This is a genomic window from Burkholderia sp. AU31652 (genome assembly GCF_002223155.1).
Taxonomy (GTDB): domain Bacteria; phylum Pseudomonadota; class Gammaproteobacteria; order Burkholderiales; family Burkholderiaceae; genus Burkholderia.
In genome coordinates this window covers 584,846-599,526 of record NZ_NKFG01000007.1, presented here as the reverse complement: position 1 = coordinate 599,526, position 14,681 = coordinate 584,846, and the positions used below count along the sequence as shown (strand labels likewise).

Here is a 14,681-nt window from a genome sequence, read left to right as displayed (position 1 = left end):
ACCTGAAACAACCCGAAGCGGCGCGCACGGCGCACGCTGCTCGAACTCCGGACGATCCACATCACGTCTTCTCCTCGAGCGCGTCGTCGGCCGTGACCTCGGGCGCGCGCTTCAGGCGCAGGCCGACGCGGGCCCGTGGGCCGGCGGCGGGGGCCTCGCCGGAGAGCGGGATGCGATCGACCGGCGTGGCCGGGTCGCGGCGGAAGACGTCGTGGATCGCGAGCAGTCGATCGCGCATCGCGGCGATGGTCGACGGGCGGAACAGGTGCGTGTTGTAGATGAACTGGATCAGGTGCCGGCCTTCGCTTTCCACGACCTGGAAGGACAGGTCGAACTTGGCCGTCGTGTCCGCCGGCGAGATGTCCGTGATGCGCAGGCCGGGCTGCGGGGCCGGCATCGACACGTGGTTTACCTGAATGTCGAAGATCGGAAAATGGCCCGCCGGCGTGCGGATCTTCAGGTCTTCCAGCAACACGTCGAACGGATAGGACGCATGCTCCAGCGCTTGCGTGGAGGCTGTCGCCACGCCGTCGATCACGTCGGCGACGGTCGAGGATGCCCGCACCGGCACGCGCAGCACGACGGTGTTGAGATACACGCCGACCTGCGATTCGAGCGGCTCGCTGTCGCGCCCGGCCGATACGCTGCCGATGACGATGTCCTCACGCCCCGTGTAGCGATGCATCAGCACGCAGAACGACGCCAGCAGCACCGCGTAGAGCGACGTATGGTGCGCGCGGGCCAGCGCGGCGAGTTCTGCCGCGTGCGGCGCCGGCAGTTCGACTTCGAGCGTCTGCCCGGCATGACCGGGCCGCTCGGGCCGCGGGAAGTCGGTTGCCAGTTGCAGGCGGGGCAGCGGCGGCGCCAGTTGCGCGAGCCAGTACGCGCGATGCGCGGCGGCACGCGGACCGGATAGGCTCGCGTTGTGCCACGCGGCGTAGTCGCGATACTGGATCGACAGCGGCGGCAGGTCGTGTCCCGCATACAGCGCATGCAGGTCGTCGGTCAGCACGCGGATCGACCACGCATCCGAGATCACGTGGTGCATGTTCAGCAGCAGCAGGTGCTTCACCGGCGAGAGCCGCACCAGCGTGACGCGAAACAGCGGCCCCGACGCGAGATCGAACGGCTGCTCGCTTGCCGCGCGAATCAGCGCATCGATCGCCTGCGGCCCGGCATCGTCCGCGAGATCGCGCTGCTCGACCCGGAAGCCGGAGGCTTCGCGGCTGAGGATGCGTTGCCGCAACTCGCCTTCGATCATCGCGAACACGGTGCGCAGGCTCTCGTGGCGATCGACCAGCAGGTCGAACGCACGGACGAGGCGCGCCGTGTCGACGGCGCCGTCCAGCTGCAGCGCGCCCGCCATGTTGTACGTGGACGGATCCGCACCGCGGCTGGCGAGCCAGATCCGCTTCTGTGCGCGGGACACCGCGTAGGACGGCTGCGCGGCCAGCGCCGGGATGAACGCGTCGTCGGTGGCAGCGCCGTCGACGGGCATGGCCGCCAGCTTCCGCGCGAGCGCGCGCGGCGTCGGCGCATGGAAGATGTCGGCGACCGTGACGTCCCGTTTCAGTTCGCGCCGGATCCGGCTGACCAGCTGGATCGCCTTGAGGCTTTGGCCGCCCTGCTCGAAGAAATCGGCGTCGACGCCGTTCGGCCGGCGGCCGAGCACCTCGGCGAAGACGCGCAGCAGCGCCGCTTCGACCGGCGTGCGCGGTTCGGCCGGCACGTCGTCGGGCACGGACGCGGCATCCGGGAGCGGCAGCGCGGCGCGGTTGATCTTGCCGTTCGGCATGACGGGCAGCGCCGGCAGCAGCATCACGGTGTCGGGCACCATATGCGCCGGCAGCGTGTCGCGCAGTGCGTCGCGCACGCGTGGGGGCGTCCAGCCGGTTCCCGACGCGTAGGCGCACAGGGTCATTTCGGCATCCGACGTTTCCCGGGCGACCACGACGGCGTGGGAGATGCCTGCGAGACCGGTCAGCGCGGCTTCGATTTCCCCGAGCTCGATCCGATAGCCACGGATCTTGACCTGGAAGTCGCGGCGGCCGAAGAAGTGGAGATTGCCGTCCGCGTCGAAGCAGCCGACATCGCCGGTGCGATACAGGCGCGCGCCCGGTTCCGGACTGAACGGATCGTCGCGGAACACCGCCCGCGTGCGGGCTTCGTCGAACAGGTAGCCGCGCCCGACGCCGACGCCGCCGATGCAGATCTCGCCCTTGACGCCGGCCGGGCACGGATTCATGTCGGCGTCCACGACGTAGAGGCGCAGGTTCTCGATCGGCCGGCCGATCGGAATCGCCGGCCGATCCGGCGCGCGCGTCAGGCTGTAATGCGCGACGGAGTCCGACGCTTCGGTCGGCCCGTACGCGTTGATGAGCCGCACCGTCGGATTCAGGCGGAACCACGCTTGCGCGGTGGCGGGCTGCAGCGTTTCGCCGATCGTCAGTAATGTTTCGAGGTGCGGGAAGGCCGGTGCCGCGTGCCGTTCCAGTTCGCCGAGGAAGGTCGCGAGATAGGACGGCACGAATTGCATCGCCGTGATGCGGTCGCGGTGCAGGCTGTCGATCAGGCGTGCGGGCTCGAGGATCACGGCATCGGGGTAGATCACCGTCGTGCCGCCCGACGCCAGCGCCGCGAAGCACTGCCAGACCGAAATATCCGAGCAGTGCGAAGCGGTCTGGGCGACCGCGCTCCGCGCGTCGAGCCCGACCCGGCGCGCCATCGCGAGCACGTGATTGAGCATGCCGCGATGTTCGACCATCGCGCCCTTCGGCTGGCCGGTCGAACCCGACGTGAAGATCACGTAGGCGAGGTCCGCGGGCCGGCAGCGCGGCGTCGGTGCTTCGGCATCCTGATGGGCGGGCAGGCGGGCGGGATCGACCAGCGGAATCGACGCCAGCGCCGGCGGTGGCCGGCAGTCGGTGCCGACGATGAGGGCCGGCCGGGCCAGCGTCAGCAGGGTCTCGACCCGCTGGGCCGGATAGGCCGGATCGACCGGAACGTACGCCGCGCCGCACTTCCAGATGGCCAGGATCGTTTCCAGCATCAGCGGCGAGCGCGGCATCCAGACGGCGATCCGGTCGTCCGGCTGTAGCGGCGCCATCTGCAGAAGCTGCGCGGCGACCCGGTTCGCGCCTTCGACGAGCGCCCGATAGGTGAGAACCTCCGTGCCGCAGCGTACCGCGATGCGCTCCGGATGCGCGGCGGCGACGGCGTCGATCAGTTCGGGCAGCGTCCGGTCGGACGGCACCGGCGCGAACGTGTCGTTCCAGCCGAGCAGGAGGGCGTCCCGCTCGGCGGCGGTGAGCAGCGCAACGCTGCGGTTCGGCCGATCTTCCGCGCCGGCCAGGCCGGTGAGCAGGGTCTCGACATGGCGCAGCAGGCGGACGATCGTGTCGCGATCGAACCGGCCGTCGTCGTACAGCACCTGCAGCGACAGGCGCTTGCCCGGCGTCACGACCAGCGTCAGCGGGTAATTGTTCGGATCGGACACCTGGAAGGCGCCGATCCGCAGGCCGGGCAGCGCATCGGCCAGCGCTTCTTCCACCGGATAGTTCTGGAAGATGAGCAGGCTGTCGAAGAGCGGCACGCCGGGCGGCAGGCCGGCGAATTTCTGGAGGTCGGCCAGCGGATAGTGCGCATAGTCCTCCTGCTGCGCGAGATCCAGCTGCAATTGCGCCAGCCACGCGGACGTCGGGCGCGCGTCGATGCGCACCCGCACCGGCAGCGTGTTGATGAACAGCCCGACCATCTCGTCCGACGCCGGCAGCGACGCGGGGCGACCGGACACGATCGTGCCGAACACGACGTCCGATTCGCCGCTGTAGCGGCTCAGCAACTGCGCCCACGCGCCCTGCGCGAGCGTGTTCAGGGTGAGTCGACTGGTTTGCGCGAACGCGACGAGCCGTTGCGTGTCGCTTTCGGAGAGCAGCAGCGCCTCTTCCACGTAGGCGCCCGGCGCGGCCGTGCCGTCGAGTTCGGGGCGACCCAGCACGAGCGGCGTCGTCGCCGGGAAATCCGCCAGCCTGGTCTTCCAGAAGCGTTCCGCGGCGGCGGCGTCCTGGCGGGCCAGCCAGCGCACGTAATCGGCGAAGGCGGGCGGCGCGTCCCGCTGCGGCGCGCCGTCGGCCGGCGGCGCCTGATAGGCGGCGGCCACTTCGCTCAGGAGCCGGGCGGAGCTCCATCCGTCGAGCAGGATGTGGTGGTGGCTCCAATGAAAGCGCCACGCGTGCTCGCCCACGCGGAACAGCGCGAGCCGCATCAGCGGCGCGCGGGCAAAGTCGAAGCCGCGCGCCCGGTCCTGCGCCACGTAGGCGTCCCAGCGCTGCTCGGCCTCCGCGGCGGACACCGCGCGCAGATCCTCGTCGTGCCACGGCAAGTCGATCCGGCGATGCACGACCTGCACGGGGCTTTCGATGTCTTCCCAGTGAAACGCGGTGCGCAGGATGTCGTGCCGGTGCGCCACGGTATCCCACGCGCGGCGGAACCGTTCGACGTCGAGCGCCCCGTCGATCCGGAAATTCAGACTGCTGAAGTACGCATCCGACGCGGGTGCGTACAGGCTGTGGAACAGCATGCCCTGCTGGGTCGGTGTCAGCGGGTAGACGTCGGCGATCTCGTCCGGCCGCACCGACGCCGGCGCCTGCGGCAAGCCGGTCGCGGGCCGGGACGAGGCGGACTGGACGGCATGGCCGGCGACCAGGGATTCGAGCGCCGCGATGTAGGCTTGCGCGACGCGCCGGATGGTGTCCGCGTCGTGGCAAGCCCGGCTGAATTCCCACGCCACGTGCAGGCGGTTGCCGGTCACGTACGCGTTGATGTCGAGCAGGTGCTCGCGCCGCTGGTTCGCATGGCGGCCGTCCCCGCTCAGCTCCGCGGCCTGTTTCCAGTCGCGTGCGGCGGTGAACAGCTGGTCGGTCTGACCCAGGTAGTTGAACTGCATGCGCGGCCGCGGAAGCGGGCCGTCGAGCCGGTCTTGCAGCAGGCCGCAGGTGATGCCCGCGTTCGGCACCGCGCGCAGTCGCGCCTTGACCGATGCGACCAGGCCGGCCGGATCGTGCGAACCGGCATCGACCGTCAGCACGACCGGGAACACGGACGTGAACCAGCCCACCGTGCGCGAGATGTCGAGCGCGTCGATCAGCTCCTCGCGCCCGTGCGCTTCGAGATCCAGCAGGACGTCGGCGCATCCGCTCCAGTCGCTGACGGCCCGCGCGAGCGCGGCCAGCAGCACGTCGTTGATCTGCGCGTCATACGCGCGGGGTGCGGCGCCCAGCAACGCCGTCGTCGCGGCTTCGCCGAGCTCAACCACGATCGTTTCGGCGGACGACACGGTATTGGCGTCGGCGGACGCCTCGCGATCGAGCGGCAGGCCGGGTAGCGCGGCACGCGCGAGGGATTGCCAATGGGCGAGGTCGGCGTCGGCGGCGCCGGAATCGGCCCAGGTCGAGATCGCCCGGGTCCAGGCGGTCCAGGTGGCGCTGCCGCCCGCGAACTCGGGTGCCTTGCCGTGGCGCAGGCGGGTATAGGCGTCGTACACGGTTTCGAGCAGCGCGCCCCACGACACGCCGTCGACCACCAGATGATGGGCGACCAGCAGCAGGCGGAGCGAACGGCCTGCGTCCAGGCGGAACAGGTCGGCGCGCACGACGGGGCCGTCCGCGAGATTCAGGCTCGCATGCGCTTGCGCGACGTGCTGCGCGAGCTGATCGCGCGCCACGTCGGACACGACGACGGGGACGTCCGGATCGTCGACGACTTCCTGGCTCCAGCCGGACGCGCCTGCGCGAAAGCGCAGCCGCAGCGCGTCATGCCATTTGGCCGCGTGCCGCAGCGCCTGGCGCAGCAGGCCCGGATCGACATCCGTCGGCACGTCGAGCAGGACCGCCTGGTTGTACTGGTTCGGGTCGTGCTGGTGCTGCGCGAAGAAACGCTTCTGGATGGGCGTCAGCGGCAGCGGGCCGGACGACGCGACGAACTCCGCCGCGCCGACCGTGCCGCGCGTCGCCACGGCGGCGAGTTCGGCCACCGTCGGATGCTGGAAGATGAGCCGGGTGGTGAGCTTCAGGCCCGCCTTCGCGGCCAGCGACACGATGCGCATGCTCAGGATCGAATCGCCGCCCAGCGCGAAGAGGTTGTCGTGGATGCCGGGCGACGGAATGCCCAGCGCTTCGCCCCAGATGCGGCACAGCAGCGTCTCGGTTGGCGTGCGCGGCGGCGTCGGCGCGTGCGTGGTGGCGGCGAGTCGCGCGCGGTCCAGCGGCGGCAGCGCCTTGCGGTCGATCTTGCCGTTGCCGCTCAGCGGCAGCGCGTCGAGCACCACGTAGATGCCGGGCACCATGTAGTCCGGCAGCGTGGCGGACAACGCGGCGGCGATCGCGGCGTCGCTCAGCGCCGCGCCGTCGCGGAACGCGACATACGCGCACAGCGCGGCGCGGCCGGCCTCGTCGCGATAGTCGAGCGCGGCCGCCTGGCGGATTTCCGGAATGGCGGCCAGCGCGTTGTCGATCTCCCCGAGCTCGATGCGGTAGCCGCGGATCTTCAGCTGGTGGTCCTGGCGGCCGTGGAGCACGATCGTTCCATCGGGCAGGTAGCAGCCGATGTCGCGCGTGCGGTACAGGCGGACCCCGCGCGCCGGATGGAACGGATCCTCGACGAACGCCTCCCGCGTGGCGGCCTCGTTGTTCAGATAGCCGCGGCCGACGGCGACGCCGGACACGCACAGCTCGCCGGGAATCCCGATCGGGCACAGGTTCATCTGCGGGTCGACGACGTAGAGGCGCACGTTGCGGATCGGCTTGCCGACCGGTACGTAAGGCGTGGTTGGCGCGCACGTCATGCGGTGCTGCGCGACGTCGTCGGACGCTTCGGCCGGGCCGTACGCGTTCACCAGCGCGATGCCAGGGAACACGTCGAACCACTGTTTCACCAGGGCCGGGCTGACCATTTCGCCGGTGACGAGCAGGTGCCGCAGGTGCCGCATCAGCGCCGGCTGTTCCGATGCACGGTCGAGCACCGCGGACAGATAGGACGGCACCAGTTCGAGGATGCTGATCCGGGTGGTGTCCAGATACGCGACGAAACGCGCGGGATCGCGAATGCATTCGTCGTCGACGATCACGGTCTTGCCGCCGACGAGCGGCGCCGTGAAAAATTGCCAGACCGAAATATCGAAGCAATGCGGCGCGGTTTGCGCGATCACCGAATGCGCCGAGATCGAGAACTCGTCGATCTCGGCGAGCATGTGATTCAGCATGCCGGCGTGCTCGACCATCGCCCCTTTGGGCTTGCCGGTGGAGCCGGACGTGTAGATCACGTACGCGAGGCTGTCGGGCGACACGGAGCGGCCGGGGTTGGTGTCGTTGTCGATATCGGTGACGGCGTCGAGCGACACGACCGGCGCGATCCCGGCCAGCTCCGGAGGGAGGAGCCCGTCGCTGGTGATCACGAGGGCGGCGCCGGAATCCTCGAGGATGGTGCGGATGCGCGCCACCGGATAGTCGGGGTCGATCGGAACATAGGCGGCGCCGCACTTCCAGACGGCCAGGATCGCCTCCATCAGCTGGGCGGACCGGTGCATGCAGATCGCGACCAGCGTGTCCGGCCCCAGCTCGGCCGCGGCCAGCAGGCGGTGCGCGATGCGGTTGGCGCGCGCGTTCAGCTCGCCCGCGCTCAGGACGCTATCGCGGTACTCGACCGCCGGCCGCTCGGGGTGGTCCGCGGCGGCCTGCTCCAGGCGATGCACCACGGTGAGCGCGGCGTCGAACGGCACGGCGGTGTCGTTGAAGGTTTCCAGCAACTGCCGGCGTTCGGCCTCGGGCAAGATCGGCACGCGGCCGAGCAGCCGGTTCGGCTCGGCCGCGAACGCGTCGAGCGTCGCGGCCACGTGGCCCAGCATCCGCTGCATCGTGTCTTCATCGAAGCGCCGCGGGTCGAACGACAGTTCCATCTTCCAGTCGTCGCGCGCCGTCACCACGAATTCGAGCGGAATGTCGGCGCGGTTGTAGAGCTGCACCTCGTCGACCGCCAGCCCATGCGCGCCATGCGTGAGCGACGCGTCGAGCGGGTAATTCATGAACGTGATGTTGCTCTCGAACAGTGGCGTCGACGGCGGCACTTCGCTGCAACGCTGAATGTCGGGCAACGGGGTGTGCTCGAACGGCGCACGGGCGGCCACGCGCGCCTGGATCATCTTTAGCCACGGCACCAGCGGCTGCCTCGGGTCGACCCGCACCCGCACCGGCACCGTGTTGATGAACAGGCCGAGCATGGCTTCGATCCCCGGCAGAGGGGCGCCCCGCCCGGACACGACCGCGCCGAACACCACGTCGGTTTCCCCGCTGTAACGCGACAGCACGAGCGCCCAGGCCGCTTGCGCGAGCGTATTGAGGGTGACGTGATGGCGGGCCGCGAATTGCCGCAGGCGCGCGCTCAGGTCGGCCGACAGGTCGGCCTGCACTTGCGCGAGGCCCTGGCCGAAGCGCTCGTCAGCGCCCGCGCGCGCGGCCGTGGGCAGCGGGGTCGGCGAGCGGAACCCTTCGAGATAGCGCGTCCAGTATTGCTGCGCGGCTTGCGGCTCGTGCTGCTGCAGCCACTGGATGTAGTCGCGATACGGGCGCACCGGCGGGAGCGCCGGCGGCACGCCGCGCGCGAGCGCGCCATACACCTGGAAGATCTCGTCGATGACGAGCGACAGGCACCAGCCATCGGCCAGGATGTGGTGGTGGCTCCAGCTGAACAGGTACGCGTCGGCGGCGGCGCGCACCAGGCGACAGCGTACGAGCGGCGCGAGATCGAGCGCGAAGCCCTCGGCCAGGTCTTGTTCGAGATGCGCGCGCCAGCGTGTGCGCTGTTCGTGTTCCGGCAGGTCGCGCCAGTCGTCCTGCACCCACGGCAGCGTGGCGTGCGCGTGCACGACCTGCATGGGCTTGTCGAATTCCTCCCAATGGAACGACGTGCGCATCACCGGATGCCGATCGATGAGCTGCTGCCATGCGGCATGAAACAGCGCGGTGTCGAGGCTGCCGGTGATCCGGCAACTGAGCTGGTTGAAGCTGCTTCTCGCGCCGGGCTCGTGCACGGCATGAAAGAGCATCCCCTCCTGCATCGGGGAGAGCGCGTAGATATCGGCGATGGTCGGGGATGTCACGATTTGATCCTTGAGACGAGGGCGTCCAGCGCTGCCTGGCTGATGCGCGCGGCCGGAAAATCCGACGGGCTCAGCGCGCGCGGGCCGTCGCCGCTGGCCGCGACGATCGACAGCAGACGGCTGCGGTAGCACTGCGTCAGCTGCTCGATGACGCCGGGTGCGCAGGCCTCGCGGTTGTAGTGCCACGTCAGGCGCAGGCGGCCGTCGAACACCATCCCGTCGATCTCGAACAGATGGCCGCGACGCGCGCGCGGGCTGTGCTCGGGGCTCTGGAAGTCGAGCACCGGCTTCCAGCCCGTGTCGTCGGCCAGCACGCGATCGACCTGGCCGAGATAGTTGAAGCGCACCGGCGCCGGCGGCTGCCGTTCCAGCGCGGCCGTGATGCCGGCGTCGCGGCCGAGGTAGCGGGCGATGCCGTAGCCGAGCCCGCGCATCGGGACCGCGCGCAGTTGCTCCTTGACGTGGCGCAGCGCGTCGACCGCCACCGTGGCGTCGCCGGCGTTCAGGAACACCGGATAGTGGGTGGTGAACCAGCCGATCGTGCGCGACGTATCGACGCCGTCGAAGAGGTCCTCGCGGCCGTGGCCTTCGAGATCGACGACCAGCGACGCGTTGCCGGTCCAGTCGCCGAACGCGAGCAGCAGGGCCGTCAGCAGGACTTCATTGATCTGCGTGTTGAACGCACGCGGCACGTCCTGCAACAGCGCGAGCGTCTGCTGGGCGTCGAACTCGACGACCGTCGAGCCGGCTTCGGCGCGGGTGCCGACCGGCATGTCGTCGAAGCACGCCGGCTCGCCGGCGTTCCCGTCGATCCAGTAGTCGAGCCCCAGACCGTCGAGCGCGGTCGCGCCGAGTTCGGACAGATGCGTCGACCAGTCGCGCCACGCCGTCGTCCTGGCCGGGAGCTGCACCACGTGGCCCGCTTCGAGCTGGCGGCACGCGGTGTACAGGTCTTCGAACAGGATGCGCCACGAGACGCCGTCGATCACCAGGTGATGCGCGACCACGAGCAGGCGCTGCGGCGCGTCGGGGCCGAACTGGAACAGGTGCGCGCGCAGCAGCGGCGCCGCCGACAGCGTGAAGCTCGCCTGCATGGCGGTGGCGGTCGCGAGCATCGCGGCCTCACGCGCGGCGGGTGCCGCGTCCGCCAGCGACGTGACGCCGAGCGCAATGGCCAGCGGCGGCGCCGCATGCGCTTGCTGCCATGCACCGGCGACGCGCTCGAAACTCAGCCGCAGCGCGTCGTGATGCGTCGTGACGGCCGCGAGCGCGCGCTCGATCGTGTCCGGCCGCAGCGACGCGGGCACCTCGATCATCGTCGACTGGTTGTAGTGATGCGGATCGGCGACGTCCTGCGCGAAGAACCAGTGCTGGATCGGCGTCAGCGGGGCGGGGCCGACCACCGGCTCCTGCGCGATCCGCAGCGACGGCGCCTCCGTCGCGACCCGGGCAAGCTCGGCGATGGTCGGGTGGGCGAAGAACTGGTCGGCGGTGAACTTGAGCCCGACCTGCTGGGCCAGCGACATCACCTGGATGATCAGGATCGAGTCGCCGCCCAGTTCGAAGAAGTTGTCGTGCACGCCGATCGGCCCGCGGCCCAGCACGTCGGCCCAGATCCTGCCCAGGCGCGCCTCGACGTCATTGGCCGGTGCGACGTACGCGGTTTCGCTCGGCACGGGCGCCAGTTCCAGCGCGGCGAGCGCCTTGCGGTCGGGCTTGCCGTTCGGCGTCAGCGGCAGGCGTTCGAGCGTCACGATCGACGCCGGCACCATGAACTCGGGCAGACGTTCCTTCAGGTGTTCCCGCAGGCTGGCGACGCTGGCCGTCGCCGTCGCGACGCAGGCCACCAGCTGCCTGTGCTGCGGCGTGTCTTCGCGCACGAACACGATTGCGTCGGCGACGCCGGCGTGCTGCCTCAGCGCCGCCTCGATCTCGCCCGTTTCGATCCGGTAGCCGCGAATCTTCACCTGCGTGTCGCGCCGGCCGGTGACTTCCAGGTTGCCGTCCGGCAGCCAGACGCCGAGGTCGCCGGTGCGATAGAGGCGCGCGCCCGCGTCGAACGGGTGGTCGACGAACGCGGCGGCCGTCAGGTCGTCCCGGCCGACATAGCCGCGCGCCAGTGCGATGCCGGACACGCAGATCTCGCCCGTGCAGCCCTCGGGGGCCAGGCCGCCGTGCTCGTCGAGCAGGTACAGGTGCGTGTTGCGGATCGGGCGGCCCACCGGCAGGCGGGCCCCGTAGGTGACGGCCGGGTCGACCACGTAGTCCGTGATGCACACGGTTGCCTCGGTCGGGCCGTACGAGTTGTGGCACGTGCGGGTCCGGGCCAGCTCGCGCAGATCCGCCACGCGGGCGTTGTCGCCGGCGCTGATGACCCGGGTCACGGCGCCGAGCGCGGGCCAGTCGAGCGCGGCGAGATAGGCCGGCGTCGCGTTCACGGTGGTGACGCCCTGCTGCGCGATGTAGTCGACGAAACGCGGCACGTCCCGGATCACGGTGGGCTTTGCCAGCACCAGGCGCGCGCCCGCGAGCAGCGTGACGAAGATCTCCATGATCGAGCCGTCGAAGCCCGGGGAGTAGAACTGCACGAACCGGTCGGCGGCATCGAAACCGAATGCGTCCACATGGTACCTGGCCATGTTCAGGAGCCCTGCGTGTTCGAGCACGACGCCCTTGGGCACGCCCGTGGAGCCGGACGTGTAGATGATGTACGCCGCATCGTCCGGCCGGACCTCGACCTGCGCCGATGCCGACGCGGGTGCCAGCGTGTCGAGCTGGAAGTCGAGCGCGAACATCGGGATCGCCCAGAAGTCGGCGAGCAACGGCAGGTGTTCCGAGTGCGTCAGCAGCGCCTTGACCTTCGCATCCTCGATCATGAAGCGCAGCCGCTCCCGCGGAAACTCCGGGTCGAGCGGCAGATACACCGCGCCCGCCTTGAGCGCGCCGAGCAGGCCGACGATCCAGCGCTCGGAACGGTCGGCCACCACGCCCACCACGTCGCCGCGTTCGATCGCGTATTCCGCGAGCAGGAAGCTCGCCAGCCGGGACGCCTGGTCGTCGAGTTCGGCATAGGTCAGCGACGCGTCGGCGGTCACCACCGCGACGCTGTCCGGCGCGGCCGCGACCCGTTGCGCGAACTGTTCCAGGAAGGTGCCCTCTACCGCGACGGGCGCCGCCTGCGAACGCAGGCGCGCGCGCTCGTCGTCGTCGAGCAGCGAAATGGTGTCGAGCGGCGCGTCCAGTGCGCCGAAGCCGGCCACGACGTTGCGCAGGTGCCGCGCGAGATGCTGCAGATAATGCAGCGTGAACACCGTCGGCCGGCCCGTCAGCACGATCTCGTAGCGCTCGCGATGGCGGATCTCGATCGACAGGTCGTAGTCGGCCGCTGCCCAGGCTTCGTGAAGGCCGTCGAAGCGCACGCCGACGTTGGTCGCGCGCCGTTCGCCATGCAGCTTGTGCGCGAGCGCGGCGATCGGGAAATCCTGGTACGAATAGCTGCGCTGCACCGCGTCGCGCAACTGGTTCAGGTACGCGCGAACCGTCGGGCCGGGCGCGCCGGCGTCGAGCAACGGGACGGGCTCGGCGGCGCCGCTCGCGGGTCCGGCGATCAGGGGCGGCGACGCCACGAACAGGCCGGCCGCGCCGTTGTAGCGCTCCAGCACGCGGAACAGCGCGGCCAGCAGCACGACGAACGCGCCCAGCGCGTTGCCGGCGGCGAGCTTCTCCAGCACCGGCGCCGCGTCGCCGTCGAGCGCGAACGTCAGGGTCGGCTCGGGGCCGAGCGGCAGCGCGTACGCCTGCCACGCCTGCTGAAGGCGGAAGTCTTCGTCGAGGCGACCGAGCGCGTCGTTCCAGAACGCCACGTGTTCCTGGTATTGCCCGCTCGTCGAGAGCGCGTTGAGATTCAGTTCTGACAAAGCACGATCTCCCTCGTCGCATACAGGATTTCGGACGCGATGCCCTTGGCCCGGCAGTGCGCGACGAACTGGGTGGACTGGATGTGGCTGGGCGAGTTTTCGTCGAAGGTGTTGTCGAGCAGGTGGTTCAGCCACGGCTCCTGGCCCATCGCATAGACATACGCCGCGTTGAACGCGAAATCGTCCACCAGCGCGGCGGCCTCGCCGAACTGGCAGCCCCGCGCCCGGCGCGACTGGTCGATGTCGCGCGGCAGCGCCTTCGGAAACAGCGGGCCGTAGACCCACGACGGCGGCGCGCCCTCGGTTTCCATCCCGACGAACAGCGTGTCCGGCTTGCCGGCGAGTCGGAACACATGCTCGTAGAGGCGCGGGTCCAGGTTGCACGAATCGGCGATGCACAGCACCGAGCGCGAGCCGAAGCGGATCATGAAGCTCTGCTTGCTGTGGATCGCCAGGTCGTTGTGTTCGCCCATGAACGGAATGGCGGTGATGGTGCCGCCGGGCAGCTTGATTTCCTGGGCATCCCGAACTTCCAGCACGTCGTCGAAGCCGAGCTTGCGCAACGCCAGTTCCATCGACGGATCTTGCGGAAAGCCGTCGAGATTGCGGCCGACCACCACGGTCTTGACCTTGTGGCGAAGCTGCAGCAGCGTTTCGAGGACGATGTGATCGTGATGGCTGTGCGTGATCAGCACGTAGTCGATCTGGTCCGGCAGGTCGGCGAACGTGTAGCGCGGCAGCGCGGTGTCGTAGCCGTAGCTGATCACCGGATCGATCAGGATGCTCACGCCGCGGCTCTGGATCAGCACGCACGCGTGGCCGTAGTAGCGGATGCGGATGTCGTCGCCGTCGAACGAACGATCCGGTTTCGGCGCCGGCGCCTCCTCGGTGAAGAACGAGCGGAACAGCGGCTCGTCCTGCTCCGCCACGCGCATCAGGTCGACGATCTTCGCGTAGCTGCCGGGCGTGTCGCGCATGCGGAACAGCGCGTCGAGCGCGCGGTCGTCGAACGCCATGTTGCAGAACACCGTGCGATCGTCGCGGAGCCGGGGCGTGCTGAGGATGAACGGCCGCGGCGTGTGCTCCTCGATCGCCGACAGCGCGATGCTCTGCGCATCGCGCGCATAGAACGGGCTCGCGTACAGCAGGCTTTCGAACACCCGGAAGGACGGGTTGTGGTTCAGGTCGTAGTAGATCTCGACATAGCCTTTCAACACCTCCGGAATCGCGGGGTAGAGCGGGTCCGACGCCATCCCCGTGGCCTGTTCCAGCAGCAGCGTGGAGAACGCCTTGTAGGCCTTCGCCAGTTCCAGTTGCCGGGTCGCGCGCTGGGTGGTCTGCTCGATCAGCGCGCGGATTTCGTCGACGCGCTGGCCGCCCAGGTCGAGGAACGGCCCGCCGCGCATCGCGGGATCCTTGCAGGCCGCCGCATGCATCATCGGCGATGCCGCATAGGACTTCAGCAGCGGCAGGAACCGCTCCGCCACGTTGAGGGCGGCGGTCAACGGCGGCAGCGTGTGATACCACGCGTACCAGCTGTTGATCAGCGGTTCGAACTGGATGTTGTGTCGCAGGTAGACCTGCGTGCTGGACGAAATGGTCAACGAAGGCTC

At 69.6% G+C, this 14,681-nt stretch carries 3 protein-coding genes; all 3 read right to left on the bottom strand.

Annotated features, from left to right (window positions below):
* Positions 1-61: 61 nt before the first annotated feature.
* The 3 genes from CFB40_RS34535 to CFB40_RS34525 are packed head-to-tail and all read right to left on the bottom strand — an operon-like array spanning position 62 to position 14,672.
* Positions 62-9,151, bottom strand: a complete 9,090-nt coding sequence (locus tag CFB40_RS34535) for a non-ribosomal peptide synthetase (RefSeq protein ID WP_089433862.1) — start codon at positions 9,149-9,151, stop codon at positions 62-64.
* Complete coding sequence (locus CFB40_RS34530; RefSeq protein WP_089433861.1) at positions 9,148-13,068, bottom strand: non-ribosomal peptide synthetase; 3,921 nt, start codon at positions 13,066-13,068, stop codon at positions 9,148-9,150. Before CFB40_RS34530 ends, CFB40_RS34535 begins: the two co-directional genes overlap by 4 nt.
* Entirely contained in the window at positions 13,056-14,672 is a 1,617-nt protein-coding gene (locus tag CFB40_RS34525) for an MBL fold metallo-hydrolase (protein WP_089433860.1), read from the bottom strand. Before CFB40_RS34525 ends, CFB40_RS34530 begins: the two co-directional genes overlap by 13 nt.
* Between the last annotated feature and the right edge of the window lie 9 nt (positions 14,673-14,681).